This window comes from Brevundimonas sp. (assembly GCF_052436175.1).
Taxonomy (GTDB): Bacteria; Pseudomonadota; Alphaproteobacteria; order Caulobacterales; family Caulobacteraceae; genus Brevundimonas.
The window spans coordinates 19,821-46,618 of sequence record NZ_JBQVNM010000010.1; the positions used below are offsets into that span (position 1 = coordinate 19,821).

At 69.6% G+C, this 26,798-nt stretch carries 22 protein-coding genes; 8 read left to right on the top strand and 14 right to left on the bottom strand.

Annotated features, from left to right (window positions below; translation table 11 throughout):
* Nucleotides 1–28: 28 nt before the first annotated feature.
* Genes addA through ACT6QK_RS04240 form a run of 8 tightly spaced genes read right to left on the bottom strand, consistent with a single transcriptional unit; the run spans nucleotide 29 to nucleotide 10,362 of the window.
* Entirely contained in the window at nucleotides 29–3,514 is a 3,486-nt protein-coding gene (addA, locus tag ACT6QK_RS04205; RefSeq protein WP_444596554.1) for a double-strand break repair helicase AddA, read from the bottom strand.
* A complete protein-coding gene (gene addB, locus ACT6QK_RS04210; protein WP_444596555.1) occupies nucleotides 3,511–6,558 on the bottom strand; it encodes a double-strand break repair protein AddB in 3,048 nt (1,015 codons plus the stop codon). Before addB ends, addA begins: the two co-directional genes overlap by 4 nt.
* A complete protein-coding gene (gene murU / locus ACT6QK_RS04215; protein ID WP_444596599.1) occupies nucleotides 6,555–7,259 on the bottom strand; it encodes an N-acetylmuramate alpha-1-phosphate uridylyltransferase MurU in 705 nt (234 codons plus the stop codon). Before murU ends, addB begins: the two co-directional genes overlap by 4 nt.
* Nucleotides 7,260–7,276: 17 nt before the next feature.
* Nucleotides 7,277–8,365, bottom strand: coding sequence for an N-acetylmuramate/N-acetylglucosamine kinase AmgK (gene amgK, locus ACT6QK_RS04220; protein WP_444596556.1), 1,089 nt, complete (start codon nucleotides 8,363–8,365; stop codon nucleotides 7,277–7,279).
* The gene (gene tsaE, locus ACT6QK_RS04225; protein ID WP_444596557.1) at nucleotides 8,358–8,825 is read right to left on the bottom strand and encodes a tRNA (adenosine(37)-N6)-threonylcarbamoyltransferase complex ATPase subunit type 1 TsaE; all 468 of its coding nucleotides are present in this window, start codon (nucleotides 8,823–8,825) and stop codon (nucleotides 8,358–8,360) included. The genes amgK and tsaE overlap by 8 nt, the downstream gene beginning before the upstream one ends.
* Nucleotides 8,822–9,682, bottom strand: coding sequence for a 1-acyl-sn-glycerol-3-phosphate acyltransferase (locus tag ACT6QK_RS04230; protein ID WP_444596558.1), 861 nt, complete (start codon nucleotides 9,680–9,682; stop codon nucleotides 8,822–8,824). The genes tsaE and ACT6QK_RS04230 overlap by 4 nt, the downstream gene beginning before the upstream one ends.
* A gap of 45 nt (nucleotides 9,683–9,727) precedes the next feature.
* Complete coding sequence (locus ACT6QK_RS04235; protein WP_444596559.1) at nucleotides 9,728–10,114, bottom strand: type II toxin-antitoxin system VapC family toxin; 387 nt, start codon at nucleotides 10,112–10,114, stop codon at nucleotides 9,728–9,730.
* A complete protein-coding gene (locus ACT6QK_RS04240) occupies nucleotides 10,111–10,362 on the bottom strand; it encodes a type II toxin-antitoxin system Phd/YefM family antitoxin (protein ID WP_444596560.1) in 252 nt (83 codons plus the stop codon). The genes ACT6QK_RS04235 and ACT6QK_RS04240 overlap by 4 nt, the downstream gene beginning before the upstream one ends.
* 110 nt (nucleotides 10,363–10,472) lie before the next feature.
* On the opposite strand from ACT6QK_RS04240, the gene ACT6QK_RS04245 reads away from it, so the two are divergent.
* Nucleotides 10,473–12,611, top strand: coding sequence for a prolyl oligopeptidase family serine peptidase (locus ACT6QK_RS04245; protein WP_444596561.1), 2,139 nt, complete (start codon nucleotides 10,473–10,475; stop codon nucleotides 12,609–12,611).
* Nucleotides 12,612–12,682: 71 nt separating this feature from the next.
* On the opposite strand, the gene ACT6QK_RS04250 is transcribed toward ACT6QK_RS04245, so the two are convergent.
* The gene (locus ACT6QK_RS04250; RefSeq protein ID WP_444596562.1) at nucleotides 12,683–13,024 is read right to left on the bottom strand and encodes a hypothetical protein; all 342 of its coding nucleotides are present in this window, start codon (nucleotides 13,022–13,024) and stop codon (nucleotides 12,683–12,685) included.
* Between the two features lie 294 nt (nucleotides 13,025–13,318).
* Between ACT6QK_RS04250 and ACT6QK_RS04255 the strand changes: the two genes are divergently transcribed.
* From ACT6QK_RS04255 to ACT6QK_RS04270, 4 genes are all read left to right on the top strand, one after another.
* Complete coding sequence (locus ACT6QK_RS04255; RefSeq protein WP_444596563.1) at nucleotides 13,319–15,292, top strand: AsmA family protein; 1,974 nt, start codon at nucleotides 13,319–13,321, stop codon at nucleotides 15,290–15,292.
* Between the two features lie 132 nt (nucleotides 15,293–15,424).
* Nucleotides 15,425–16,255, top strand: coding sequence for an alpha/beta hydrolase (locus tag ACT6QK_RS04260; RefSeq protein ID WP_444596564.1), 831 nt, complete (start codon nucleotides 15,425–15,427; stop codon nucleotides 16,253–16,255).
* 93 nt (nucleotides 16,256–16,348) lie between these two features.
* Nucleotides 16,349–17,182 (top strand): hypothetical protein, encoded by an 834-nt coding sequence (locus ACT6QK_RS04265; RefSeq protein WP_444596565.1) that lies wholly within the window; start codon nucleotides 16,349–16,351, stop codon nucleotides 17,180–17,182.
* 66 nt (nucleotides 17,183–17,248) lie between these two features.
* Nucleotides 17,249–18,694 (top strand): AMP nucleosidase, encoded by a 1,446-nt coding sequence (locus tag ACT6QK_RS04270; RefSeq protein ID WP_444596566.1) that lies wholly within the window; start codon nucleotides 17,249–17,251, stop codon nucleotides 18,692–18,694.
* Nucleotides 18,695–18,707: 13 nt separating this feature from the next.
* Here ACT6QK_RS04270 and ACT6QK_RS04275 read toward each other — a convergent pair whose 3' ends face one another.
* Nucleotides 18,708–19,124, bottom strand: coding sequence for a metallopeptidase family protein (locus tag ACT6QK_RS04275; RefSeq protein WP_444596567.1), 417 nt, complete (start codon nucleotides 19,122–19,124; stop codon nucleotides 18,708–18,710).
* 164 nt (nucleotides 19,125–19,288) lie between these two features.
* Here ACT6QK_RS04275 and ACT6QK_RS04280 point away from each other — a divergent pair, with 164 nt between their 5' ends.
* Together ACT6QK_RS04280 and ACT6QK_RS04285 are read left to right on the top strand one after the other, a co-directional pair.
* A complete protein-coding gene (locus tag ACT6QK_RS04280; RefSeq protein ID WP_444596568.1) occupies nucleotides 19,289–21,613 on the top strand; it encodes an ATP-binding protein in 2,325 nt (774 codons plus the stop codon).
* 127 nt (nucleotides 21,614–21,740) lie between these two features.
* Nucleotides 21,741–22,601, top strand: coding sequence for an HAD family hydrolase (locus ACT6QK_RS04285; RefSeq protein WP_444596569.1), 861 nt, complete (start codon nucleotides 21,741–21,743; stop codon nucleotides 22,599–22,601).
* A gap of 3 nt (nucleotides 22,602–22,604) precedes the next feature.
* Here ACT6QK_RS04285 and ACT6QK_RS04290 read toward each other — a convergent pair whose 3' ends face one another.
* The 4 genes from ACT6QK_RS04290 to ACT6QK_RS04305 form a co-directional block, all read right to left on the bottom strand.
* A complete protein-coding gene (locus ACT6QK_RS04290) occupies nucleotides 22,605–23,804 on the bottom strand; it encodes a DUF1501 domain-containing protein (protein WP_444596570.1) in 1,200 nt (399 codons plus the stop codon).
* Entirely contained in the window at nucleotides 23,801–25,309 is a 1,509-nt protein-coding gene (locus tag ACT6QK_RS04295) for a DUF1800 domain-containing protein (RefSeq protein ID WP_444596571.1), read from the bottom strand. Before ACT6QK_RS04295 ends, ACT6QK_RS04290 begins: the two co-directional genes overlap by 4 nt.
* 71 nt (nucleotides 25,310–25,380) lie before the next feature.
* Nucleotides 25,381–25,728 carry a PilZ domain-containing protein gene (locus tag ACT6QK_RS04300; RefSeq protein ID WP_444596572.1) on the bottom strand — a complete coding sequence of 116 codons (348 nt, stop codon included), beginning with the start codon at nucleotides 25,726–25,728 and terminating at the stop codon, nucleotides 25,381–25,383.
* Nucleotides 25,729–25,781: 53 nt separating this feature from the next.
* Complete coding sequence (locus ACT6QK_RS04305) at nucleotides 25,782–26,102, bottom strand: 2Fe-2S iron-sulfur cluster-binding protein (RefSeq protein ID WP_444596573.1); 321 nt, start codon at nucleotides 26,100–26,102, stop codon at nucleotides 25,782–25,784.
* Between the two features lie 313 nt (nucleotides 26,103–26,415).
* Between ACT6QK_RS04305 and ACT6QK_RS04310 the strand changes: the two genes are divergently transcribed.
* The gene (locus tag ACT6QK_RS04310; RefSeq protein ID WP_444596574.1) at nucleotides 26,416–26,793 is read left to right on the top strand and encodes a PIN domain-containing protein; all 378 of its coding nucleotides are present in this window, start codon (nucleotides 26,416–26,418) and stop codon (nucleotides 26,791–26,793) included.
* Nucleotides 26,794–26,798 lie beyond the last annotated feature (5 nt).

A 26,798-nucleotide genomic window follows, 5' to 3' on the forward strand; every position in this document is an offset into this window, starting at 1 on the left:
CAATCCAGCATCTTCGTTCCCGCTTCAATCACCTCAACCCCGCCAGCGCCTCGTCCATCAGTCCCTGCGGCACCGGCATCAGCTTCGGCCCGTCCGTCCAGACCAGGGCCGCCTCGACCGGGCGGTCGGGATACAGCCTCGCCAGCACCGCCGCATAGGTCGCCATCTGGGCGACGTAGGCGGGGTCGGCGTTCTCGATGCGGTCGGGGGCGGGGCGGTTGGTCTTGTAGTCGACGACCAGAACCCGCTCGGGCGTCACCACCAGCCGGTCGATGCGGCCATTGATGACCACGCCGGGGCGCAGGGCCGCGGCCCCGCCGGTCAGTGCGATCTCGGCGCGTGAGCCGGGGCCGAAGACGGCGGCGAAGCGGGCGTCGTCGAGCACGCGGAAAGCGGCGGCGATCATCTCGGCCCTCTGATCGTCCGACAGGTCGCGTTCCTTCCCCAGCAGGCGAGCGGCGGCGTCGCGGCGGTCGGCGACCGGCATCTCGGGCAGGCGTTCGAGCAGCAGGTGGATCAGGTCGCCGCGCCGGAAGCGGCCCAGCGGGGCGCCTTCTCCAGTCGTCGTGACCGCCAGCGGCGACGGCGCGGCGATGCGTTTGGCGCCCTCCATCTGGGACGGGGAGACGTAGCGTGCGGACGGATCGACCGGGGGGGCGGTACGGGCCCAAGGCGCGCGGACCTCCAGGTCCGCACCTGGCGACACGAGCGGACCTGGTGGTCCGCGCTCCACGACCGGGTCGTAACCGTATCGACGGCGGCCGTCGCCGATGTCGCGGACCTGTCCATCCAGCCGCTCGAAGGTTTCGGTCAGAACCGCCCACCAGCTGCCGTCCTCATAACCCTGCTTCGACCGGCCCGAGCCGCGCCCCAGCACCATGATCCGATCGCGGGCGCGCGTCAGGGCGACATAGAGAAGCCGCAGGGTCTCGTCGTCCACCCGTTGCTGTCGCGCGGCGCGGGCCTCGGCGGAGGCCTCGCAGTCCTCCTTCTCCGAGCCCGGCGCCATCAGCCAGGCCTCGCCGTCCTCCCGTTCGACCGGCATCAGGGTCGGCCCCTGGGCTTTCGCCCGCGCCGTGGTGTCGGGCAGGATCACCACAGGCGCCTCCAGCCCCTTGGAGCCGTGGACGGTCATGACGCGGACCTCGCCGCGCGCCCCCTCCAGCTCGCGCTTCACCTCGACGTCGGCGCCCTCCAGCATCGACAGGGCCGTCTCCAGATCGAGGCCACCGCGCTGTTCGGCGGCCAGCACCTGGTTCAGGGTCTCGTCGATCGCCTCCTCCGCCTCGCGCCCCAGACGCGACAGGATGCGGGCGCGCCCGGACCGGCCGGTGTCGTCCAGCCGGTTCAGCAGGCCGGCGAAGAAGGCGAAGGGATCGCGACCCCGCGCCTCGATGGCGAAGTCCAGCAGGTCGCGGGCGCGGGCCCATTGCGGCCGTTCGCCGGCCCGGTCGCGCAGTTCGCGCCACAGCCTGCCGCGCTTCGGCTGCGCGCCGGCCAGTTCGAACAGGCTGTCCTCGTCCACGTCGCAGAAGGGGCTGCGGAGAACCCCGGCGAGGCTGAGATCGTCGTCGGGATAGAGGGCGAAGCGGGCGACGGCGATCAGGTCGTCGAACGCGATATGGCTCGACAGCTTCAGCCGGTCGGCGCCGGCCACGGGGACGCCATTGGCCTTCAGGGCGCGGATGATCTCCTCGAAGGTCGCGTCGCGGCGGCGGACGAGGATGAGGAAATCGCCATAGCCGCAGGGGCGCAGCGCGCGGGACTTGCGGTCCTGCACCGTGACCCCGGTCTCGACCTGGCGTTTGATCTCGCGGGCGAGGTCGGCGGCCATCCGCTTGCGCGCGCTCTGGGCCGGCTCCTGGTCGACCGGCTCATCCCAGGCGTCACGCTCGGGCGGCTTCTCGTCCTCATAGAGGGGCCAGATGTCGATACAGCCCTGATCCCCGACGCGTTTGGCGACATGGGTCGGGATCGCGCCGAGCTGTTCGCCCACCAGGGCGCGGGTCCGCTCCGGCCCCTCGAACACCGCATCGACGAACTTCAGAACCTCGGGGGTGGACCGGAAGGAGGTCGCCAGTTCAACGCCCTCGAAGGCGAAACCGGCGCCTTTGACGAGCATGTCATAGCTCTGGGCCTCGCGGTTCAGCCGCTCTGGCCGGGCGCCCTGGAAGGAGTAGATCGACTGTTTCTCGTCGCCGACGGCGAAGACGGTGCGCTCGACCTTGCCCGCGCCGTATCGTTTAGAGCCCGCGCCGGAGAAGAAGCCCTCGGTCAGGGCGCGAATGATGTCCCACTGTTCCGGGGCCGTGTCCTGCGCCTCGTCGATCAGGACATGCTCGACCCCGCCGTCCAGCTTGTAGAGGACCCAGGCCGCATTCGCGCGGACGGTCAGCAGTTCGACCGTGCGGGCGACCAGATCGCCGAAGTCGAGGGCGCCGCGCCGGGCCTTGGCCTGGTCGTAGAGGGCGCCGTGGGCCTGGGCCAGGGTCAGGACGTGGACGGTGTCCTCGGCGACGCGGGCCTTCCTCAACTGGCCGAGGGTCGCGACGACCTTGTCCTGAAGGGCCGTCAGCCACTCACGGGCCTCGGGCGGGGCCTGTTTGGTGGCCATGGATTTGCGCGGGGCGCCCGAGGTCAGGAAGACAGACGCCACCTCCGGGAAGGTCCAGTCGGCGGCGTACATGCGGTCGGCGCAGCCCTGATCCGTGACGGAGCCGGTCGCCATCAGGTCGGCGATCTCCAGCCATGCCTTGCGGTCGAGGAAGCGCATGAAATCCGACTGGATCGCGGCTACGTCGCGGTCGGGATCGGCGCCGACCAGGTCGTGGGGGCCGGGCGAGACGCCCTCGGCGATCCGGCGGGTGTAGTCGATCAGCTTGACCCGGTCCGCCTCGATCCGGGCCAGCAGCCCCTCGAAGGCGTTGAAGTCCAGCTCGACGGCGAAATGGGCGTAGGCGCGGCCGATGCGGCCGTCGGTGTCAGCCAGCGCTGCACGGGCCAGATCCTCGCGCGCGGCGCGGGACAGGGCGACGGCGGCCTGATCCTCCAGCACGGTGAAGCCCGGTGTGACCCCGGCCTCCAACGGGAAGCGGCGCAACAGCTTTTCGCAGAAGGCGTGCAGGGTCTGGATCTTCAGCCCGCCCGGCGTGTCGAGCGCCTTGGCGAACAGTTTGCGGGCGCGCGAAAGCTCGGCGTCGGGCAATGAGGCGACCGGTCGTCCGTTGAGGTCGGCGAGCTGGCTTTCCAGCTGCGCGTTGTTCAGGACCGCCCATTCGCCCAGCCGCGCATATAGCCGCGCCTGCATCTCGGCGGCGGCGGCCTTGGTGTAGGTGACGCAGAGAATTTCCGCCGGCTCGACCTCTTCCAGCAGCAGGCGGGCCACACGATCCACCAGGGTGGAGGTCTTGCCCGAGCCGGCGTTGGCGGTGACGAAGACCGACTGGCGCGGATTGGCCGCCGCAATCTGGGCGGGGTCGGGCAGGATGCGGACAGAGGTATCGACGGCGCTCATTCCGCCGTCTCCGCATCGCCCTGGACATGCCATTCCCAGACGCGGGCCAGGTGGTCGTAGTTGCCGCCGAAATTCCCCATGAACTGAGGCGCGACCCAGCTCAGGTAGGGTGTGCTCGCATTGTCGAACCGGGCGACGCGCGCCTTCAGCCCGGCCAGGGCCGCCATCGACAGCTCGGCCGCCTCGGCGCCTTCCGCGATGGTCTTGGCCTCGCCCGGAACCTTGCGGCCGACGACCCGGACATAGGTGAGGTCTTCCGGCTCGACCGGCCCGGCGGTCTTCAGCCCCGCCTCGGCCAGGATGGCGCCGGTCAGGGTCAGCTGGGGGGCGAAGCCGGTCTTCACCTGTTTCGCCGAAGGGATCGACCCGGTCTTGAAGTCGAGAACGGCCGCGCCCGTGGACGACAGTTCGATCCGGTCGGCCTTGGCCGTCAGGGTGAAGGGGCCGGCGGGCGCGGCGAAGGTCATCTCGACCTCCTCCTCCACCCGGATCTCGATGCCGCGCGCGCGGCGGCGCATCTCGAACCCGGCGAGCCAGCGGGCGCTGTTGCGGGCGAGCGGCCCCTCGCGCGCCATGGCGGCGTCCTCGAAACCGTGGTGGCGCAACTCTTCGTGCAGCAGGGTTTCAAGCTGATCGCCGCAGTCCTCGGGCAAGCCGTCGGGCCAGGTCAGGGTCAGGCGCTCGACCGCCCTGTGGATCGCCTGACCGCGCAGCAGGGCCTCTGCCGACTGGTCCGGGCGGTCCAGCGGCTTCAGGTTCAGGACGTAGCGGGCATAGACGGCATAGGGATCGCGCACCCAGCGTTCGACGCCGGTGACCGGCAGTTTGCGCGGACGCCGATCAACGGGCGGTCTGGGCTCCGGACGTTTCGCCAGACCGCCCTGACCGGCGACGGGGGCGTCGAGGGCGCGGGCGGCGTCGAGGATTGCGGACGGCCGGTCGATCTCTACGCCGGCGCCCCGCGTCAGCATTTCCAGCCGCCACAACCAGCGGGAGCGGACGGCGGGCTGGCCGCCCCGCCGCTCGGAATGGATCAGGACGGCCTCGGGCGCACAGGCGGCCTGGACGAAATCCTGGGCCGTCTGGCCGACGCGGCGCTCGGGCGGGGGCAGGCCCAGGCTCTGCCGCATTGGCCTCGACAGGAAGGGATCGATGGGCGCCCCCTGGGGCCAGACGCCCTCTTCCAGCCCGGCCAGGATCATCCGGTCGGCCCGGACCAGACGCGCCTCGATGGCGCCGAGAATGCGCAGGGAAGGATGGGTCGCGCCGCCGGTCCGGACGGTCGTGTCATGTAGCAGGGAGGCGACCAGTTCGGCGAAGTCGTCGGCGCCGATGTCGCCCAGCGACGCCCCGCCCTCGATCAGCTGCGACAGCAGGGAGGCCGCCGCCTCGCCGTCCGGCCCGGCCCAGACCTCGACCCCGGCGAGGGTCTCGACGAGGGCGGTCAGGGTGCGGGCGGCCTGATCGAGCGGCATGGCGCCGCCGAGCGTGGCGGTCCCGGCGAGCGTCTGAAGACGACCGGCAAGGGCGCTCGCCTCGGCGAGACGGGCGAGGGTTGTTTCGGCGGGTGGTCGCCCGTCCCGGCGCGGGTCGGCGGCGCGGGTCAGGCGGGTCTCGATCCGGGTCCAGTCGCGCGAGCGCGGGCCCCGGAAGGCCGCTTTCTCCAGTTCGGCCACGGCCAGGGGCGTGGCCTCGGCCAGGGTCGTCAGTTCGTGTTTGATGAGGCCCAGCACCGTCTGGGGCTTCAGCGGATCGGCGATGAAGCGGGCGGCCAGATCGACCAGCACCCCGACCGGCATCTGGTCCAGCGTCGCGCCGGAGGAGGAGTCGGCGACGACACCCCACCGCTCCAGGCGAGCGGCGACCCGACGACTGAGCGCGAGGTCGGGGGTGACGAGGGCGCAGGTTCGTCCCGGCGTTTCGAGCGTCTCGCGCATCATCAGGGCGATGGTCGCGGCTGCCTCCTCCTCGGTTCGGGTCGTGACGACAGACAGGCCGTCGAGACCCAAGGCGATGGGGTCGGCGACGACGCCCGCCTCGGCCGAGTCACGGCGCAGGCGCGCGATCTCGGCGCGCCAGTCCGCGGTGGCCTCGGCCGGACGCAGGGCCTCGTTGACCAGACGCTGACGGGCCCGGCCGCGCGCCTCGACGGCGGCTTCTGCCTGGCGGTGGAACCAGGGCCGGACGGCGGCGCGGTCGATCCCCGCGCGTTTCAGCAGGCGCTTCAGGGCGCTCTGGGGATGCTGTTCCTCGATGGCGTCCCAGGCGTCCGGCCGCAGATCGAGATCGAGACCCGGCAGGACGACGCAGCCCAGCGGCGCCGTCGCCACCGCCTTCAGGACGTCCGCCGCGGCCTTGACCGTGCCGGTCGACCCGGCGGCGATGACCGGCCCCTGGGGCGGGTGCCTGTCCCAGCGTCCGGCCAGCAGTCGGAGCAGTCTGGTGCGCCGTTCCGAAGCGTCGATCAGGCCGAGTTCGGCCAGCCGCTCGGGCCAGGCCCTGACCACGAGACCGAGAAATTTCGCCGAAGCCTGCCAGTGCTCGGCGAAGTCCGCCTCGGCCAGATCGGCGATCCGCTCCCGGTCCTCGACCTCTTCGATGTGGCAGGAATCGAGGAAGGCGCCGAGGCTGTCGGCCAGCTCCAGCGCGCGCATCGGCGACAGTCCGCCATCATGCCGCTCGACGATCAGCCGCGCCATCTCGAACCGGCGCGTCAGGGGGGCGATGGCGGGCGGCAGGTCGAGACCCAGTTCGCCCGGGGTGAACGGCGGCTCGTCCTCCTCCAGATCGCCGAGCGGCCGGACCTGGGGCAGGAGGACGGGACGGTCGCCGCTGAGCGTCGACAGGGCGGAGGTGAAGGCGCGGGCGGCCCGACGATTGGGCAGGAGGATGGTCGCGTCCGACAGGGTCTCCGGGGCCTGGTCGCCCAGCCAGTCCAGCACCCCTGCAGCCAGATCCTCGAGAAAGGGCCTGTGGGCGGGAATGGCGAACCAGCGGGGGTCGTCCCCGCCGCCCGGACCCGGAAATGGATGGAATGCGCTCAACCGCCCGCCAGCCTGATTTCCGCCTCGTCGCGGGCCTGGGGGTCGCCGACGTGCATCCAGTCGCCGTCCAGAACGCAACCGTAGAGCCGACCGGCCGCCGCTGTCTTGCGCCAGAGGCCGGCCAGAGAGAAAGGCCCGTCCGGTCCGCCGTCGGCATAGTCGGGCCGGGTGATGTGGACGCCCATATAGGCGTAGGGCGCACTGGCGGCATCGCCCCGGAACGTGAGCGCGCCGTCCCCGCCGAGGAAGAAGTCGCCATCTCCCTCGAAACCGACGGAGCCCTCGCGTCGGGCCAGAAGGAGGCAGGCGTCCATACGTGCCGGATCCCACAGTCGGATCAAATCGCCCAGGGCGTCCCCCCGGTCGATCCAGACGCTGTCGATATTGGCGACGAACACGGGGTCGTCGCCGAGCAGGGGCCGCGCCTTCTTCAGACCGCCGCCCGTCTCCAGCAGTTCGGCCCGTTCGTCGGAAATGACGATCTCCGGTCCCAATCCCAAGACCTGGCCGCGCGCCGCCAGATGGGCCTCCAGTCGGTCGGCGAACCAGTGGACATTGACCACCGCTCGCTCGACCCCCGCCTCGCTCAGCCGGTCCAGCACATGGTCGATCAGGGCCCGACCGCCGACCTCGACCAGGGCCTTGGGCCGGTCGTCGGTCAGGGGGCGCATCCGCGTGCCGAGCCCGGCGGCGAGGACCATGGCGGTTTTGGGGGCGGTCACTGGCGCGCCTCGACGGGCACATGCCGGTCGAACCAAGCCGCGACGCCTTCGAGGCCGGGCCGGGTCAGGTTTCGGTTCAGATGGCCCCACATGCGCGGCATGAACTGACGGTAGCGCGGCTTGCCGTCACGCGCGATCAGCCGGGCGAAGATGCCGAGAATTCGCGCCTCGTTCAGGGCGGCGAGACCGGCGTAGAGCCGCATGAAGTCCGCGCGATCGTGCTCGGGACGCAGGGCGAAATAGCGATCCATAGCCAGGGCCTCGATCTCCGGCGAGACATCGCGCCGCGCGTCCTGAAGCAGGGAATGCAGATCCCAGGACGGGTGGGCGCGGACGGCGTCCTGGAAGTCGATCATGCCGACACGTTTCACCCCGTCCCGTTCCGGCATCCAGATCAGGTTCTCGGCGTGATAGTCGCGGTGGGCCATGACGGTCGCGTTCGCCGCGCCCTCGGCGGTGATCGGCGCCCAGGCCGCGCGCCATCCGGCGACGGCGGCCGCATCGAAGACCAGTCGTTCGTTCAGCTTCGGCAGCCACTCGACGAACAGATCGGCGCCGCCCTGAAGCGCCGTCTCGTCATACGTCAGCAGGGGCCAGTCTCCGACCGGGCCCTGCAGGACCTCCGGCGTCGGGGCGGCATGCAATTCGGCCAGGGCCTCGACGGCGGCCAGATACAGCGGGGCCTCGTCCTGGCCCTGTTCGATCACGCGGGCGAACAGGCCGTCGCCGAAGTCCTCCAGCACCGCCAGCCCCTTCGGCGCGTCGAGCGCGGGAAGGGCGGGGGCGGACAGGCCGACCGACCTCAGGTGTTCGGCGACGGCGGCGAAGGCCTCGATCCGTCCGGCCGACAGCCGGGCGGTGGCGTTCCAGCCGCTGGCGATCCGCTGTTCCGGCGTCCAGGAAGGATCGGCCGGCGGGCTCTCGGCCGAGGCGGCCTGGTCCATCAGCATCAGGGTCGGGCCGGACGGCGGGGTCAGCCGCTCGTACCGGCGCGTCGAGGCGTCGCCGGGCAGGGGATGGCGCACCGCATCGGCGAGGCCGGCGGCGGCGAGGAAGTCCAGGCGTTCGGTTTCGCGATCAGTCATTCAGGGTCTCGAGTTTCGCTTGCCACGCCCCTGCGCCTGAAACGGTCGCACGGCGCGAAGCGCCGTCCTCGACAAGGGCGACCGTCAGCCGGTTCGGGCCCAACCAGCGGGCCGGATCGTCGCCCAGCCGTTCGGGCCATTCGATCAGGGCGACGCCCTCGTCCAGGGCCTCGTCCAACCCGATCTCGAACGCCTCCTCCGGCCGGGTCAGGCGATAGAGGTCGAAATGAGCGACGGGCGGATCGCTTTCGTAGAATTGCACGAGGGTGAAGGTGGGGCTGGGCACGTCCTCGTCCGGCGAGGTCAGGGCGCGGATCAGGCCCCGCGCCAGGGTCGACTTGCCCATGCCCAGAGGGCCGTAGAGCAGCACCGCCTCTCCGGGCGCCAGCAGGCGCGCGATACGTTCGCCCAGCGCCGTCGTCGCCTCGGCGTCGGCCAGATGGATCACGACTTCGGTCATCCGAACACCGCATCCGGATCGGCGGGCAGGGTGCGCTCGACGAAGGTCTTCAGCGTCGCCGTCGCCTTGACCGCATCCACGTGCAGCGCCTCGGGCGGGATCGGTTTGCCGACGATCAGGTGGAAGGGCTTGCCGGCCTTGTTCAGCAGCTCGTGGAACAGGGTGATGTCCCTCAGCTCGCGCGACACCCGGTCGAACAGGTGGAAGAGCGTGGAAGTCGGGCCGGTCATATGGATGGGGATGACGGGCGCGCCGTATTTCCGCGCCATGGAGGCGGCCGTCGCGGCCCAGTCGGGATCGGTCAGCAACCCCTTCTCGACCCGCGCCAGCCGACCGGCCGGAAACATGACCAGGCAGCGCTCGCCCTCAAAGGCGGCGCGTGCGGCGTCGAGCGTCCGGCGCGTCTTTTCCCGTGTGCGCTTCTCCAGCACCCATTCGACCGGGATGATGATTTCGTCGAGGCGCGGCGAGACCCGCAGGGCGTCGGCGTTGGCGAAGAATATCGCGTCTCTGCGCCGGTCGTTTATCGCGTCATACATGGCGATGCCGTCGGCGATGCCGGTCGGATGATTGCAGACGACGACGCAGCGGCCGGTCGCCGGTATCCGCTCGGCGTGATCCACCGTGACCTTCAGCTTCAGCAGATCCGACAGATGGTCGAACCCCTGCCTGCCCGACAGGTCGCGCACCGCGTCCGCCATCCGCCGCGCGGCTGAATAGTGCAGCAGGCCGTAGAGCGGCGGCCGCACGAGGGGCCAGGCCGCCGACCGCGTCAGACGCGGCGCACGCTCGGCGATCAACACATCGACGATGTGCGGTTCACTCCGAATCGGCAGGGTGGCGGGCGCGGGATCCATGCCCTGCGCTTGTCGCCGGATCGCGATCCGGGAGCAAGCGCCCGCTTACCAGAGGCGGGAGACGCCGAAGGCGTCGAAGACGCTGTCGCGGGAAACGAGGGTCAGATCGTTGAGCAGTCCTTGGGCGACAAGCAGACGGTCGAACGGATCGCGATGCTCATTTCTCATCCGGCCGGCCAACTCCGCCTCGGCCAGGGTGATCGGCAAGGGGGTCAATCCGAGTTGATCGACCGACCCGGTGAAGTCCAGCGCCAGGGGCCCCGCCTCCGGCAGCCTGCCGATCCGATGCTTGGTCGTGATTTCCATCGCCGACACGGCGCTGACGAAGAGCGGTGAAGCGCGATCCTCGAGTCGGCCGCGCACGCGTTCAGGCAGGCGCTCGTCACCAAGCGCCAGCCAGAGAAGGGCGTGGGTGTCCAGCAGGAGGCTCAATCGTCACGACCTTCCCAGAGGCGAAGTTCCTCTTCCGGCAGGGGCTCGAAGAAGCGATCGTCCATCGCAACCTGTCCTTTCAGTCGGCCAAACCGGCGAGCGGGTGGCGACGGTTCTGCAGCGACAAACGGCACGATCCGCACGGCGGGCTTGTCGCCCCGGGCGATCACCACCTCCGCTCCGCGTTCGGCGGCGGCGATCAGCCTGGACAGCTGGGTCTTGGCCTGATGGACGGTGAAGACGGTCATGATCGGCTCCTTAGCTAATCAAGATAGCTAATGACGACGGCTCACGCAACTTTCGCCGGCCGACGACGGGTGCTACCCCGTCGCCCATGAACTTCACGAGGACTGTCGAGATGCGTCACCGTTCCCTGCTCGCCGGCTGCGCCCTGATGGCGATGGCCGTGGGTCTTCCCGCCTTCGCCCAAACCGCCCCTGCCGCCGCCTCCGCCGAACCCACCGCCAACGCCCCCTGGGCCGGGACCCACGCCCCGGCGACGCCCAACGCCTTCACTTATACCGACATGATCTCGGCCAACCGGCTGGGCGATCCCCAGGTGTCGCCGGACGGCAGGCGGGTGGTCTATTCGGTCACGACCACCGATGTCGCCGCCAATGCGCGCAAGTCGGCCCTGTTCGTGCGCGATCTCGACGGCGACGCCGCGCCGCAGCGACTGGCCATTTCTGACGACGGCGCCAACACGGCGCGCTGGGGCTCGGACGGCCGGCTCTACTATCTGTCGGGCAAGTCGGGGACCAGCCAGGTCTGGTCTGTGGCGGGCGACTTCACCGCGCCGGTTCAGGTGACCAACCTCCCGCTGGACGTCAACGCCTACAGGCTCAGCCCCGACGCCTCGAAGGTGGCGGTGTCCCTGGCCGTCTATCCGGATTGCGACGACATCGCCTGCACGGTCGATCGCGCCAAGGCCCGGGCCGACAAGAAGACGACCGCCCAGATCTACGACCGCATGTTCGTGCGCCACTGGGATCAGTGGGCCGATGGAACCCAGAACCATCTGTTCGTCGTGCCAAATACCCAAGGTTCAGGCGCCGGCGGCGAGCCGGTCTGGGTCACGAAAGGCTTCGACGGCGACACACCCTCCAAGCCCTTCGGCGACGAGAGCGAGTTCACCTTCACGCCGGACAGTGCCGGGATCGTCTTTTCCGCGCGTCAGGCGGGCCGCAGCGAGCCCTGGAGCACCAACTTCGACCTCTATCAGGTCTCCATCGCCGAACCCGGCAAGCTGACCAATCTGACCGACGACAATGACGCCTGGGACACCGGTGCGGTCTTCTCGCCGGACGGAAAGACCCTGGCCTACCGCGCCATGGCCCGGCCGGGCTTCGAGGCCGACAAATACGCCATCTTCCTGCGGGACGTGGCGACCGGCCAGACGCGTCAAATCGCCGCCAACTGGGATCGTTCGGCCGACGGCCTGCAATGGTCGGCGGACGGGCGCAACCTTCTGACCACCGCCGGAGACGTCGGCCAGACCCGCCTGTTCCAAATCAACGTGGCCTCCGGCGACGTCCTGCCGCTGACCGGGCCCGGCCATGTCTCGGCCTTTTCCCAGACGTCTTCGGGCTTCGTCTTCGCCGCCGACAGCCTGACCACCCCTTCGGACCTGTGGTTCAAGACCTGGCGCGGTCGCGAGATGCCGCGTCGCCTGACGAACGTGAACCCGCAACTGGCCGACAAGGCCTTCGGCGAGGCCGAACAGTTCAACTTCGCCGGCTGGAACGGCGAGACGGTCCACGCCTATGTCATCAAGCCGGTCGGCTATGAGGAAGGGAAGAAGTATCCCGTCGCCTTCCTGATCCACGGCGGGCCGCAAGGGTCGTTCGGCAACAGCTGGTCCTACCGCTGGAACCCCGAGACCTACGCTGGGGCCGGCTATGCGGTGGTCATGATCGATTTCCACGGCTCGACCGGCTACGGCCAGGCCTTCACCGACTCCATCTCCCAGCACTGGGGCGACCGTCCGCTGGAAGACCTGCAGAAGGGCTGGGCGGCGGCCCAGGAGAAGTATCCCTTCCTCGATGGTCAGAACGCCTGCGCCCTCGGCGCCTCCTACGGCGGCTATATGATCAACTGGATCGCCGGGAACTGGCCGGACGCCTTCAAGTGCATGGTCAACCACGACGGCGTCTTCGACACCTTCGGCATGGGCTACTCGACCGAGGAGCTGTGGTTCACCGAGTGGGAATACGGCGGCACGCCCTGGGACAAGCCCGAGGGCTATCAGGCCTTCAACCCGGCCAACCACGTCCAGAACTGGAAGACGCCGATGCTGGTGGTGCAAGGCGACCGCGACTTCCGGATTCCCACCGCCCAGGGCCTTTCGACCTTCACCGCCCTGCAGCGGCGCGGCATCGACAGCCGACTGGTCTTCTTCCCCAACGAGAACCACTGGGTGCTGAAGCCCGCCAACAGCGTGCAGTGGCACAATGAGGTGTTCGGCTGGCTCGACAAATATCTCGACGCGCCGAAATAGGCGCGCAGCCACGGGATACGGAAAGGCCCGGTCAGTCGCCTGACCGGGCCTTTCTCATAGGGCGGATGCGCTCAGTTCAGGATGTCGCTGAGGCGGGCGTGCTCGCGGTCGGTCATGCAGCGCGGGGCCGACCAGGTTTCGCCGCGGTCGCGGGCCTGCAGGGCCTCGTCGGCGGTGACGAAGATCGGCGCCTGGCCGAAGCGACGCTCGAAGTTGCGGCGGGCCACCGCGCCGGTTTCGCAGGGCATGACGATGCGGACGGCGCCGGGCGGTGGGGCCTCCACCGACAGGGTGCGATAGAGCTGGGCGCCGAACGCCTGTGGCGCGGGCGCCCGCTGCTGGGCGACAGCCGGGGCGGCCACGGCGGCGACCGCGAGGGCGGCGGCGAGGGCGGATGAGAGCGAGAACGACATAGGCGAAACCTCCAAAATCTCCCGAATTCACTCAGGGTTCGGAGGAATAATGGGCCAGAATCCGGCCGTGTAAAGCTTCTGTGACTGTCATAATACGAAGTCGTGAAAAACGCTCAGGAAACGGATGATAATGCGTCCACGGACGATCGCCTTGTCCTGGTCGGAAGGAGCGGAATCCAACCATTTCTGACTTGGAGCGTTGTCATCGGACCAAGGAGACGCCCCCTGACAGATGCCGCCTCGACCCCACCGGGCTGGATCCGCCTGCGCGACGGTGCGCGGCGACGGGCGGGTGTGCTCCGCGACCATGTGACCACGCGCGATCCGGTCTATCTGGCCTTCCGACATCCCGGCCCGGTCGAGACATGGGCCGGCGGCGCGGTGCTCCTGGTCGTCGCCGCCCTTGTGGTTTTTCTGATGCTGTTTGACTGGAACTGGCTGCGCGGGCCGATCGGCCGCTGGGCCTCGGTCAAGTATGACCGGCAGATCGTCCTGGCGGGCGATCTGGATGTGAAGCCGTTCAGCTGGACCCCCTCCGTAATTGTGCGCGGGCTCAGCATCGGCGGGCCGGACTGGGCGCGTGAGCGGAATACGGCCGAGGTCGACGTCCTCCGCGCCTCGGTGCGTTTGCATAGGCTGCTGGCCGGCCAGATCGAGATGCCCCTGCTGGCCCTCACCCGGCCGCGCGCGGTGCTGATCTCGGACAAGGACGGCCGCCAGAGCTGGGCCCTGAATCCGGACGAGCCTGATGACGGGGAGGGGGTGAAGCTGCCGGTGATCCAGCAGTTGGTCATCGACGACGGCCATATCGTCTATGATGACCAGAGGCGCGGCCTGACCCTGGACGCTTCGGTGTCGGCAAGGGAAAGCGACGCCTCGGGCGGCGACGCCGGTTTCGTTCTGGCCGGGGACGGCAGTCTGAACCGTTCGCCTCTCACTCTGCGGGTCGAGGGCGGCCGGTTCATCAACATCCGCCGCAACCGGCCCTATCGCTTCAATGCTGTTCTGGAGGGCGCCGGGTCGCGCCTGACGGCCGATGGGGCGATCACCCGGCCCTTCGATCTCGGCCGATTCACCGCGACGATGAGCCTGCAGGGCCAGAGCCTTGCCGACCTCTACCTGCTGACCGGTCTGGCCTTGCCGACGACACCGCCCTACCGGCTGTCCGGCGCTCTGAAGCGCGACCGGTCCGTCTGGACCTTCAACGACTTCAGCGGTCGGGTCGGCGCTTCGGACCTGTCGGGCGATCTCAGGGTGGAGGCGAAGGACCGTCTGCGCGTGGATGCGCAACTGGCGTCACGGCGTCTCGACCTGGACGACCTCATGGCCATTCTCGGCGCCCGCACCCAGACGGCGGCTTCGGGCCAGGAGACCACCACGATCAGCCCGGGCCCGCCCGGCAAGCTGCTGCCCGACGCGCCGCTGCAAGCCGAGCGTCTGCGCACCATGGACGGGACCCTGACTTACAAGGCGGCCGAGGTGAAGGCCAACGACCTCGACGTGCGCCGGGTCGATCTGGGCGCCAGGCTGGAAGAAGGCGTCCTGAACCTCGATCCCGTCTCCTTCGTCTTCAATCGCGGCGAACTGAACGGCACGGCGCGGATCAACGCCAACCGCGATGTCCCTTACAGCGCCGTCGATTTCCGTCTGTCCGGCTATCCGCTGGAATCGATCATCCCGGCGCGCGGCGGAACCCAGCCTATTTCAGGCCGGGTGCTGGGCCGGGCCAGGCTGGAGGGTTCGGGCGCTTCCATCCACGACTTCGCCGCCGGGTCGAAGGGGTCCATGAGCGTCGTCCTGCCCCAGGGCCAGATGCGCGCCGCCTTCGCCGAGCTGCTGGGCGTCAACGCCTCGGCGGGCCTGCTGAAGCTGCTCAGCGGCGACCAGTCGACCAGCGAAATCCGCTGCGGCGTAGCCGATTTCACGGTGGCGGGCGGCACGGCCACGGCGCGCACCTTCGTCGTCGACACCGACGTGGTTCTGGCGACGGGCAGGGGCTCCATCGACCTCGGCGCGGAGACTCTGAACCTGACCATCGACGGCGAGTCCAAGAAACCCCGCCTCCTGCGCCTTTGGACGCCCATCCATGTGCGCGGCTCCCTGACGGCGCCGAGCGTCGGGGTGGACACCGGTCAGGTGGTGGCCCAGGCGGGCGTGACGGGCGTGCTGGCGGCGGTCGTGGCGCCGATCGCGGCCCTCTTCAGCTTCGTTGATCCGGGCCTGGCCGAGGACGCCGACTGCGGCCGGCTCATCGCGAGCGCACGCTGAAACCCGCGCGCCGGTCTCGTTCGCGCAATCCGCACCCTTGCGTACCGCGTATCGGCGGGGGACTTATTGCCGATGAACCCAGGACCGGACATGACGCGCAGAGGCATATTGGCGCCCTTGATCGGAGCGCCCGTGGTCGCGTCCCTGCTCGCGGCTTGCACGCCGCTGGCCCTGCTGAACCGCCTGGGCCCCCGTGATCGCGGCGCGCGACGTCTGGCTCAGGACATCCCCTACGGCGACGACCCGCGTCAGAGGCTGGACGTCTACGGTCCGCCTGACGCGCCCCGTCACAGCCTGCCGGTGGTGGTCTTCTTCTATGGCGGGGGCTGGGATTCCGGATCGAAGGCCGACTACGGTTGGGCGGCCCAGGCCCTGGCGGCGCGCGGTTTTCTGGTGGTCCTGCCCGACTACCGGCTGGTGCCCCAGGTCGTCTTCCCGGCCTTCATCGAGGACGCGGCCCAGGCGACGGCCCGGGCGGCGGCGATCGCCGACGACTACGGCGGCGATCCCGGCCGTCTGGCGGTCGCGGGCCATTCGGCGGGCGCCCATCTGGCCCTGATGATCGCGCTGGATCGTCGCTATATGCAGGCGGCCGGCCGGCCTGGCCTCATCAAGGCGGCGGCGGGACTGGCGGGGCCCTACGAGTTCCTGCCGTTCGACGTGGCGGCCTCGATCAACGCCTTCGGCCGCGCGCCGGACCCGACCCTGACCCAGCCGGTGACCTTCGTCCGCGCCGACGCTCCGCCGCTGTGGCTCGGGCACGGGTCCGAGGACACCGTCGTCCATGCCGAGGACTCCGTCATCCTCGGCCGGCTGACGCGCGAGGCGGGCGGGCGCTCGGAGCTGAAGATCTATCCGGGACTGGACCACGCCGACCTGATCGCGACCTTCTCGCCCCTGTTCCGGAAGAAGGCGCCGGTTCTGGACGATGTCGCGAGCTTCTTGCACCGTCAGCTGGGCTAGATCGCGCCGTCAGGGATGGTCAGTGGCCGCAGCCGCCGCCGTCGCCCATGATCGTGTTCTGATCCCGGGAGCGACGCGATGCGGATGTTGATGATGACGGCTGTGAAGGCGCTTCTGGCCACGGCGCTTCTGGCGGCCGGTCCCGCCTGCAGCCAGACCCCGGCGGCCTCGCCGGTTCCGACGACGATCGACGCCGCCTATCGCGAGGCCCTGCGCTTGTCGCCCCTGCCGCTCGACGTCGAGGCCGGGCAGAGCGACTGGCTGGCCAGCCGCTCGGACAGCGACGATCAGTACCACCTCGAACGACTGCAACGCCGCATCGCCGCCGACCGCCGCGCCCGCGCCCTGCGGGTCCAGTCCGACGATCTCGAGAAGGACTGTCTGCAGATCGAGCTTCAGGGCTGCGGCGTGGAGGCGGGCGGCTTCCTGAAGGGCGGCGACGACTTCACCCTCTACTGGCAGGTCCAGGACGGCTTCACCGAGGAGGACGGCGTCGGCGGCGGCGTGGTGGTCCTGGAACGGCGCGGCTCCGGCGCCCTGACGCCCCTGGTCTGGACGGCCGAGGGCTCGGCCTATGAGGCGCCGCTCCTGGTCTTCGAGGGGGACGGCGAGTGGCTGCTGATCCTGCCCGGCGTCTCGCGTGGCACGGGGGCGGGTGACATGATGCGCATGATGCTGTTCCGTGACGGGGGCTGGCGTCAGGTCGATACCGACTGGCAATCCCGCGCCGGCGACCTGCTGAAGGGGCGCGAGGTGCGGCATCGCCCCAATTGGAACTTCCACGACGGGATGCGGGCCATCACCCCCCTGTGGAACGCCTCGGACGCCCAGTGCTGCGGCGAGGCCGGCGTCGCCCTGCTGGAGTTCGAGGTCATCGGCGACAAACTGACCCTGACGGACCTGAAGCCCCTCGGCGGAGGTAATTGACCGCGCTGTCCCGGTTCCGAAGCGTCACCGTCTCGCCAAGGTCACGATCTTCCGATATGGGAGGTCATGACAGAACAGATGAACGCATCGGCGGCATTGGACCGCCTCGAAACCCTCTACACCCAATCGGTCGCCAATCTGCGTGAGGCAGTGAAGACCTTCATCGACACCGGCGAGCGCGTCGATGTCGAGGCCAGGGCCAGAGGACTCTTCGCCTACCCCCAGCTCAAGGTCAGCTGGTTCGGCGACCGCCCCGCCAATCTCGAGACCCGCGCCTATGCCCGGCTGTCGCGACAGGGGGTCTATTCCACCACCGTCACCCGGCCCGACCTGTTCCGCCCCTATCTGATGGAACAGCTGACCCTGCTGGAACAGGACTATGGCGCGACCTTCGAGGTCGAGCCGTCGGAGCAGGAAATCCCCTTCCCCTATGTGCTGGACGGCTCCGACGTGGTGCTGGACCGGTCGATGACGGCGGCCATCGCCCGCTGGTTCCCGACCACGGACCTGGCCCATATCGGCGACGAGATCTCCGACGGCCTGTGGGATGCGGACGAGGACTTCCCCCTGTCCCAGTTCGACGGCCTGCGCACCGACTTCTCCCTGGCCCGGCTGCGTCACTACACCGGCACGCCGGTCGAGGACGTCCAGTCCTACGTCCTGTTCACCAACTACAATCGCTATGTCGACGAGTTCGTGCGCTGGGCCCTGGAACAGGTGCGGGATCCCGACAGTCCCTATGAGACCCTGTCCTGCGCCGGCGGGGTGACGATCTCATCCGAGACCGCCGACCCTGAGGCCGCCGCAATGGACGCCGCCTGGAAGAAACACCAGATGCCGGCCTATCACCTGACGGCGCCGGGGCGGACGGGCATCACCCTGGTCAACATCGGGGTCGGGCCGTCGAACGCCAAGACCATCTGCGACCACCTGGCGGTCATGCGGCCGCACGTCTGGATGATGATCGGCCACTGCGGGGGCCTGCGTCCGACCCAGACCATCGGCGACTTCGTTCTGGCCCACGCCTATCTGCGCGACGACCATGTGCTGGACGCGGTCCTGCCGCCGGACATCCCCATCCCCTCGATCGCCGAGGTCCAGCGCGCCCTCTATGACGCGGCCAAGATCGTCTCCGGCGCGCCGGGCGAGGAGGTCAAGCGACGCCTGCGCACCGGCACGGTGGTGACCACCGACGACCGGAACTGGGAGCTGCGCTATTCCAAGTCGGCCCTGAGGTTCAACCAGAGCCGCGCCGTCGCCATCGACATGGAGAGCGCCACCATCGCCGCCCAGGGCTATCGCTTCCGCGTCCCCTACGGCACCCTGCTCTGCGTGTCGGACAAGCCCCTGCACGGAGAGATCAAGCTGCCGGGCCAGGCCAACCGCTTCTATGAGGGCTCGATCTCGGAGCACCTCCAGATCGGCATCAAGGCCGTGGACCTGCTGCGCGAGGAGGGGAACACCCTGCATTCCCGCAAGCTGCGCGCCTTCGACGAGCCGCCGTTCCGGTGACCTGATCCGACGATCAGTCCGCCTCGTCCTCGATGGCGTGGATCTGGTCGTCGTCGAGGCCGAAATGGTGGCCGATCTCGTGGATCAGGACGTGGGCGATCAGTTCGTCCAGGCCCACGTCGCCGCGCTCGCACCATTCGTCGAGGATGGGCCGGCGATAGAGGAAGATGCGCGAGGGCTCGGCGGCCGGGCCCATGGAATCGCGACGGCCGATGTCCACGCCCTGATAGAGGCCGGTCAGCTCGAACGGATCCTCCATGCCGAAATGGGCCAGGGTCTCCTCGTCGGGAAAGTCGTCGATGCGGAACACCACCTCGCCCGCCGCCTGACGGAACATCTCCGGCAGGGCGGCGAAGGCCGCCTCGGCCAGGGCGGCGAAATCCTCCAGCGAAGGCGCGGCGCGATCGGTCCAGTCGGGAGAGGGAGGCATCGGGGCTCTGGGCGAGAGTGACGAGTGACGACTGTGGGGACCGCCTCGCCCGGCCACAAGCGTCGACCGCCGGACTGCGACCTCAAAGCCCAGTTCTCGCCACTCGCCACTCGTCACTCGCCACTTCTCCGGTATGGTGAATCGACGAATCGGCGGGTGAAGGCATGGCGGAGGCCGAAATCGCATTTGTGGCGGCGGCGGGGGCGGCGGGGTTGGCCCTGTCGATCAGCGCCTGGGCGTGGCGTCTGCGCCGTCGCGTCGCCGCGCAGGAGGCGGCGGCCGAACGTCGGGCCGCCCTCCAGGCCGCCGGCCTGTCGGAGCGAGACGGCGCCCTGTCGGCCTTCGACGACGTCCGCATCGGACTGACGCCGGACGGGGCGATCTCGGCCCTGCTGGGCGCTCCGGCGGCGGTGCAGGCGGCGCGGGCCGCCGTCGCTCCGGCGACCGACGCCGCCTCGCTGGACGATGGCCAGGCCCTGCTGTCCATCCTGCGCGCCGCCTTCCCCGAAGCCCTGCGCGACCTGGTGGACGCCGGCGCCCCCTTCGATGAAACCCTGGAGACGGCCTCGGGCGTCTGGACGATCGAGGGGCGGCCCGGGCTGGGCGCCGCCTGGCTGAGGCTGGCGCCGGGGCAGGAGCATGGGCCGGGGGTGGACGTGGGTCTGGGCCTGCTGACCGATGCCTCTCCGGCGCCCACCTGGGTGGTGGATCGCACCGGGGGTCTGGTCTGGGCCAACCGCGCCTGGCTGGCCGAGGTCGGCGCCCAGAGCCTCGACGAGGCCCGCACCCAGTCGCTGAGCTTCGACCGCGGCGCGGACTCGATCCTGAACGAGGCGCGGCGCCTGGCCGTGCGTCAGGAGGGCTTCCGCTGGACCACGGGCGGCGACCGCCGCCGCGCCTGGCGCATCGTCGCCGAGCCCCTCGCCGCCGCCGGGGTGGTGCTGGCCTTCGCCGTCGACATGACCGACGCCGAGGAGACGCGCGACACCCTGCGTCGCCACGTCGAGGCCCATGACGAGACCCTGAATCACCTGGCCGACGCCGTGGCCATCTTCGGTCCGGCCAAGCGGTTGGCCTTCCACAACACCGCCTTCCAGCAGCTGTTCAACATCGATCCGGCCTGGCTGGACGAGCGGCCGACGCACGCCGAGCTGCTGGATCGGCTGCGCCAGAAGCGACAACTGCCCGAGGTCGTCGACTACGCGGGCTGGAAGGCCAACGAGCTCGACTTCTACGGTGCCGCCGAGGCCGCGCCGGACGACAGCTGGTCCCTGCCGGATGGCCGGACGTTGCGCGTCGTGCGCCAGCCCCATCCGCTCGGCGGCATCCTGCTGCTGTTCTCGGACATCACCGACGAGCTGCAGCTGCGCAGCCGCTACAACGCCCAGATCCAGGTCCAGACCGCGACGCTCGACAAGCTGAACGACGCCGTGGCCGTGTTCGGGTCGGACGGGCGGCTGCGGTTGCACAACGACGCCTTCGAGAGCTTCTGGGGCCTGTCCGCCGAGCGTCTGACCGAGGCCGGGGATTTCGACGCCGTGGCCGCCCTGGCGCGTGAGACCATGCCTGATCCGGCGCTCTGGCTCGGGCTGAAGGCGCGGGTCGCCGACCCCGACCCGGAGAGCCGTGTGCCGATCTCGGGCGAAGGGCGGACCGCCGACGGCCGGATCGCCGCCTGGCAGACCCGCCCCCTGCCGGACGGCGCGACCCTTGTGGCCTTCTCCGACGTCACGGCCCGGCGCGAACTGGAACAGGCCCTGGCGGCCAAGGCTGCGGCGCTGGAGGAAAGCCAGGCGTTGAAGCGGGAGTTCGTCGGTTCGGTCAGCTATGAGCTGCGCACCCCCCTGACCACCATCGTCGGCTATTCGGAACTGCTGGAGACGCTCGGCGACCTGCCGGAACGCAGCCGCCAGCACGCGGGCGCCATCCGTTCGGCCGCCAACCAGCTGGCCCGCTCCATCGACGACGTGCTCGACATGGCCCAGATCGACGCGGGGGAGATGGAGCTGTCCATCGGCGAGATGCGGGTGGACACCCTGTTGAGCGACGCCGCCGACGCCGTGCGCGCCCGCATCGAGGGACGCGGCGCGACCCTGAGCGTCGAACACGGCGACGGCCCCTCGTCCATTCGCGCCGACGCCCGCCGCATTCGTCAGGCTCTGGATCACTTGCTCGACAACGCCGCACGCGCGGTGTCCGAGGGGGGCCGGGTGCGGCTGTCGGCCGAATACGGCGCCGCAGAGGTCCGACTGAGGGTCGAGGACACCGGCCGCGGCATCCCCTACCACCTCCAGGCCCACGTCTTCGACCGCTTCGTGCGGCGCGAACGCGGCGGCCCCGGCGTCGGCCTGGCCCTGGTCAAGGCCCTGGTCGAACTCCACGGCGGCTGGGCCGAGGTCGAGAGTGAACCCGGCAAGGGCGCGGCCTTCATTCTGCATCTGCCGCTGGCGGAGGCGGTCGGCGGTGCGCCCGAGCTGGCGCTCGGTTGAGGCGATAGGCATCAGGCAACAGGGAGCAGGCAACAGGCAATAGGAGGCCAATGGCTGGCGATGCGTGGGTTGCGCCCCTGTTGCCTGTTGCCTAGTGCCTAGTGCCTCAGCTCACCGGACCTTCGACATGGCCGACACCCCCCTCCTCAAGACCGCCCTGATCTACGATTTCGACGGCACCCTGGCGCGGGGGAACATGCAGGAGGTGACCTTCATCCCCTCCGTCGGCATGGACATCGGCGACTTCTGGGGCGAGGCGGACAAGCTGACCAAGTCGGCGGACGGCGACAATATCCTGATGTATATGCAGCTGATGCTGCAACGGGCGCGGCACAGCGACCAGCCCATCACCAAGGCGCTTCTGGCCGAGCACGGACAGGAGGTGAAGCTGTTCGACGGCCTGAAGTCAGACCTGACCGGCCCCGGCTGGTTCGAGCGCATCGACGCCATCGGCGCGAAATACGGGCTGGAGATCGAGCACTACATCATCTCCGCCGGTCTGGAAGAGATGATCGACGGCTGTCCCATCCGCGACGCCTTCCACCACGTCTTCGCGTCCAAGTTCGCCTATGACGATCACGGGGTGGCGATCTGGCCTGCCGTCGGCGTCAACTACACCACCAAGACCCAGTATCTGTTCCGCATCAACAAGGGGGTGCTGAACCACTGGGATCACGAGCGGATCAACCGGTTCACCGCCGACGAGGATCGCCGGATACCGTTCGAGCGGATGATCTTCCTGGGCGACGGGGACACCGACGTGCCGACCATGAAGATGATGCACACCAAGGGCGGCTTCTCGATCGCCGTCTATGACCCGCGCAACTCCGAGAAGGATCAGAAGAAGATCTACAGTCTGATCTCGGAGGACCGGGTCAACTTCGTCGCCGCCGCCGACTACCGCGAGGGCCAGCCGCTGGACCTGATCGTCAAGGGCCTGATCGGCCGTATCGCCATCAACGCCGGGACCATGCCGGCGATCGACTGATGATCAGACCAGCCCGGTCACGGCCGGCGCCTCGGCGCCGCTGTCGGGGAAGACCTGGGCGTCCAGCACCGCGCGGTCCACGCCCAGATGGTCGCGCAGCACCCCCTTGAACACCGCCCGCACGTCCAGGGTGGGGGCCAGGTCGCGGTTCTCGAACAGGGCGGCGTCAGACAGTCCCGGCCAGTCGCCGATGGGGCCGCCGCGCTTGATCGCGCCGCCCGCCAGCATCAGGGTCGAGGCCGTGCCGTGGTCGGTGCCCTGGGTGCCGTTGACCCGCGCGGTGCGGCCGAATTCGGTGGCGACGATCACGACGGTGCGGCTCCATTCGCCGCCCAGACCCTGACGCAAGCCGCCGACCAACTGGTCAAGCTGGGTCAGGCGCGCCTGAAGCTGGGCGTTCTGGCGGGCGTGGGTGTCCCAGCCGTCCAGCGACAGGGCGACCACGTCAGCCCCGCTCTCGCCGGTCATCAGTCTGGCGACGGCCGAGCCGAGACCCGCAGCATCGCCCCGGCGGGGCGACCCGTCGGTTCCGCTCGCCATGGACTGAGCCAGGGCCTCGGTTTCGAGACCGCGCGCCAGATTGGTCGCCAGCATCCGGTCCTCGACGTAGAGATCTTGCAGCAGGGAGGCGAGGCGGTCGTCGCCGCCGATTCGGCCCCCGGGCGCCCAACTGGACGTCTCGGCCGGGCCGCGCAGGATCAGGGGCGTCTGGGCGCCGATCGACAGGCCGCGCCCATTGACCGCCCCGAGCGCCCGGTTCAGCCAGCCGCTGTCGGACTGATGCAGCCGTTCGCCGCCGCTTTCCAGCATGTCCTGGGCGTCGAAATGGGAGCGGATGCGGGTGGGGATGGCGACGGCCGGCGCGAAACGAAGCTGGCCCTGGCCATGGAGGCCGTGGAGACCGGCCAGGGCTGGATGCAGGGCGAAACCCTGTTCCAGCCTCAGCCCGCCCTCGGCCTCGCCCGGCGCCTTCATGGCGAGCGGGCCGCGCAGGCGGATGTAGTCGGGGTCGGCCCAGGGGGCGGTGACGGACAGTCCGTCCATGGCGCCGCGGGCGATGACCACGACCAACTTGGGTCGTCCGCCGGCGGTCTGGGCCGCTGCCTGTCCGGCGAAGGTCAGGCTGAGCCCGCCGACGCCGAGTCCGGCCAGCAGGCGGCGGCGATCAAGGGCGAGGCGGGGCGTGTGGATGAGGTCGGTCATCGGCGTTGGAACTCCGGCGACATGAGGAAGAGGGTCAGGGCCTCGGGGCGGCTCTCGGCGCGCGACACGGCGGTGCGGGTGCGGTCGGTCAGGCGGGCGCCCAGCGCCGCCTCGGCGATCTGTACCGGCTCCCTCTGGCCCCGCGCCACGTCGGCGACGGTCGAGGCCCATTCCAGCCGTTTGACCAGGGCGTCCGGCCCGGCCCAGTCCGCAGCCGTGTCCGGCCAGCCCTCGGGCGAGGGCGCGGAGAAGGCCGGCTGGCCCATGGCGATCAGCGGTTGCTGCAGACCCTGCGGACGTTGCGGCGTGGTGCCCAGGGCCCGGTGGGTCGAGACGATGAACTCATAGGGGGTCTTCACCTTGGCGGGCGAAGGTGTCCAGGCCTCGGGGGCGGCGATCAGGGCGCGGGCGACGACGTCGAGACGGCCGTTGGACGACAGCCAGGCCTTCTCCAGCGTGGCCACCAAGGCCGGCGGCGGATCGTCGGCGACGAAATGGACGGCGATCCGGTGGGCCAGCCGCTTCGCCGTCTGCGGCCGGGTCGCGAGGTCGCGCAGGATGGCCTCGCCCTGGGCCTCTCCGCCCTCGGGGTGACGCCGGCCCATGACCGTGCGCTCGCCGGGCTCATGCAGGATGGGACGGAAGGCGAAGCCGTTTCGGCCGGGCTGGTCGGCGACCAGGGCCGCGCGCCGGGCGTTCGGACGCCGGGGCTGGCCTGCGGCCTGGCCCTCCAGCGACCAGCCGGTCAAGGCCCGGGCGAATTCGGTGACATCCGCCTGGCTGTAGCCGCCCTCGGCGCCGACGGTATGTAGCTCCAGGATCTCGCGGGCGAGGTTTTCGTTCAGCCCGGCCGACCGTCTCTGACCCGCGAGGCTGTTGGGCCCGACCGACTGGGCCTGGTCCAGGTAGAGCAGCATGGCCGGATGTTGTTCGGCCGCCACGAGCAGGTCGGCGAACGGGCCGAACACATGCGGGCGGATCGCCTCGCGCTCATACTGGCCGATGAAGACGGCGCTCTGGAACTTCACCGCCGACACGGTCAGGGCGTTGGCCCAGAACAGGGCCCAGCGCTCGGCGAAGCCGTCGGGCGTGCCCGCCCCGAGCTGGGCGCGGGCAAGGAATTCCTGGGCCGTGTCCTGCACCAGATTGCGCCGCTCCATCCGCCGGGCGTCGAAGGCGGCCTGGGCCTGCGGGTTTTCTACCGGGGCGGCGTTCATGGCGGGGACCATGGCGGCGGGAGCCCTCGCAGCCGGGGTCGCAGGCGCGTCCTGGCGGCGTATCTGACGCGCGTTCGAAGCGGCGTCGCGATACGCCGCGAATTGCAGCACCCGCTGGCTGGAGTCGGGGAACTCTCCGGCGGGCTGAGGCGCGCCGGTGGGCCGGATCTGACCCTCGAGCCAGGCCCGGGGGTCGCGCGAGACCGCGTCGATCTCGCCGGGCCTCGCGCCCAGGCCGAATCGCGTCAGGGCGATGGAGGCCGCGAGATTGTTGTCGGATGGAGCCATGTGCCTGCCTCTCCGCATATCGGCGATGACAGTCTAACGGACGTTCGGACCGAATCCGGCGCGACCGTCGCTCATTGGGCGCGATGGCGCATCCAGGCGTCCTTGGCCGCCGCGAGCCGCCCCGGCACCAGTCCGGTCAGGGGCGTGGCCTTGATCGAACATTTCAGGCCCAGATCCTGACCCTTGCTCCAGGCCACCTGGGCTTCGCAGGCCGTGCCCGCCGTCAGGTCCACCACCACGATCACCGGCGGCAGGCCCATGGTCCGGTCCAGCCGGATACGCAGGCCGCTGTCGGAGACGTCAACGATCAGACACCGGGTCTCCTGACCGTCCGACAGGATCAGTCCGCGCGAATCCACCAGCCGCCGGGGCTCGGTGCGGCGTTCGTCGGGGCGGGGGGAGCGGGAAAACAGGGCCATGGATCACCCAACGCCCGAAACGGCGTTACGGCTGCGTCTGTCGGCCCGGAGGCTCAGTGCTGGCTTTCCGGCAGGCGCACGATCAGGCCGTCCAGGTCGTCGGACACCCGGATCTGGCAGGACAGGCGGCTGTTGGGCTGCACATTGTCGGCGAAATCCAGCATGGATTCCTCCATGGCCGAGGGCCGGCCCGTCTCGGCGGCGAAGGCTTCATCGACATAGACATGGCAGGTCGCGCAGGCGCAGGCCCCGCCGCAGTCGGCGTCGATGCCCGGCACATTGTTGCGGATCGCGCCTTCCATAACGCTGAGGCCGGTCTTGACCTCGACCGCATGCTCGCGGCCGTCGTGTTCGATGTAGGTGATCTTCGCCATCAGGGCGTCTTATCAAGGCGGCGGCCAGAGGCAAGGCCGTAAGTTGATGCCATACCTGTTGTATGGCATACTGGCCGTATGGGAGAGATGCGAAAAATTACGGCCTTCATTCCCGCCGACCTGTTGGACGACGGACAGCGTGTGACGGGACTCGGTGTCAGCGAAACCCTGCGGGAGGCCCTTCGGCGCATGAAGCGGGCCGACGCCTATGCACGTCTTCGCGCCTTGCGAGGAACGATGGACCTCGAGGCGGGAGGCGCTACCCTGGCTGACTTGCGAGAGGACAAGGATCATGACTGGGACGGCTCGGTAAGTGATCGCCGTTGATAGCAGCACGCTCATCGATTGGTTCAAGGGCCTCGACACCCCTCAGACGACTGCGCTCGAGGCCGCGATGGATGAGGACAGCCTCTATCTTCCGCCGCCGGTGGAGGCCGAACTGCTGTCGTTTCCTAATCCCCAGCCCGCGCTTTTGGCGGTGCTCAATGATTTGCCCCGGCTCGAGCTTATCGAAGGTTTCTGGTCGCGCGCCGGCCTGACCCGCCAAATGGTGCGTCGAAACGGTCGAAAGGCGAAATTGGCTGACGCCCTCATCGCGCAATTCTGTCTGGATGCAGACGCCACCCTCATCACCAGCGACGATGACTTTCGTCACTTCGCCGCCCACTGCGGGCTCAGGCTGGCCGTCTAGCCAAT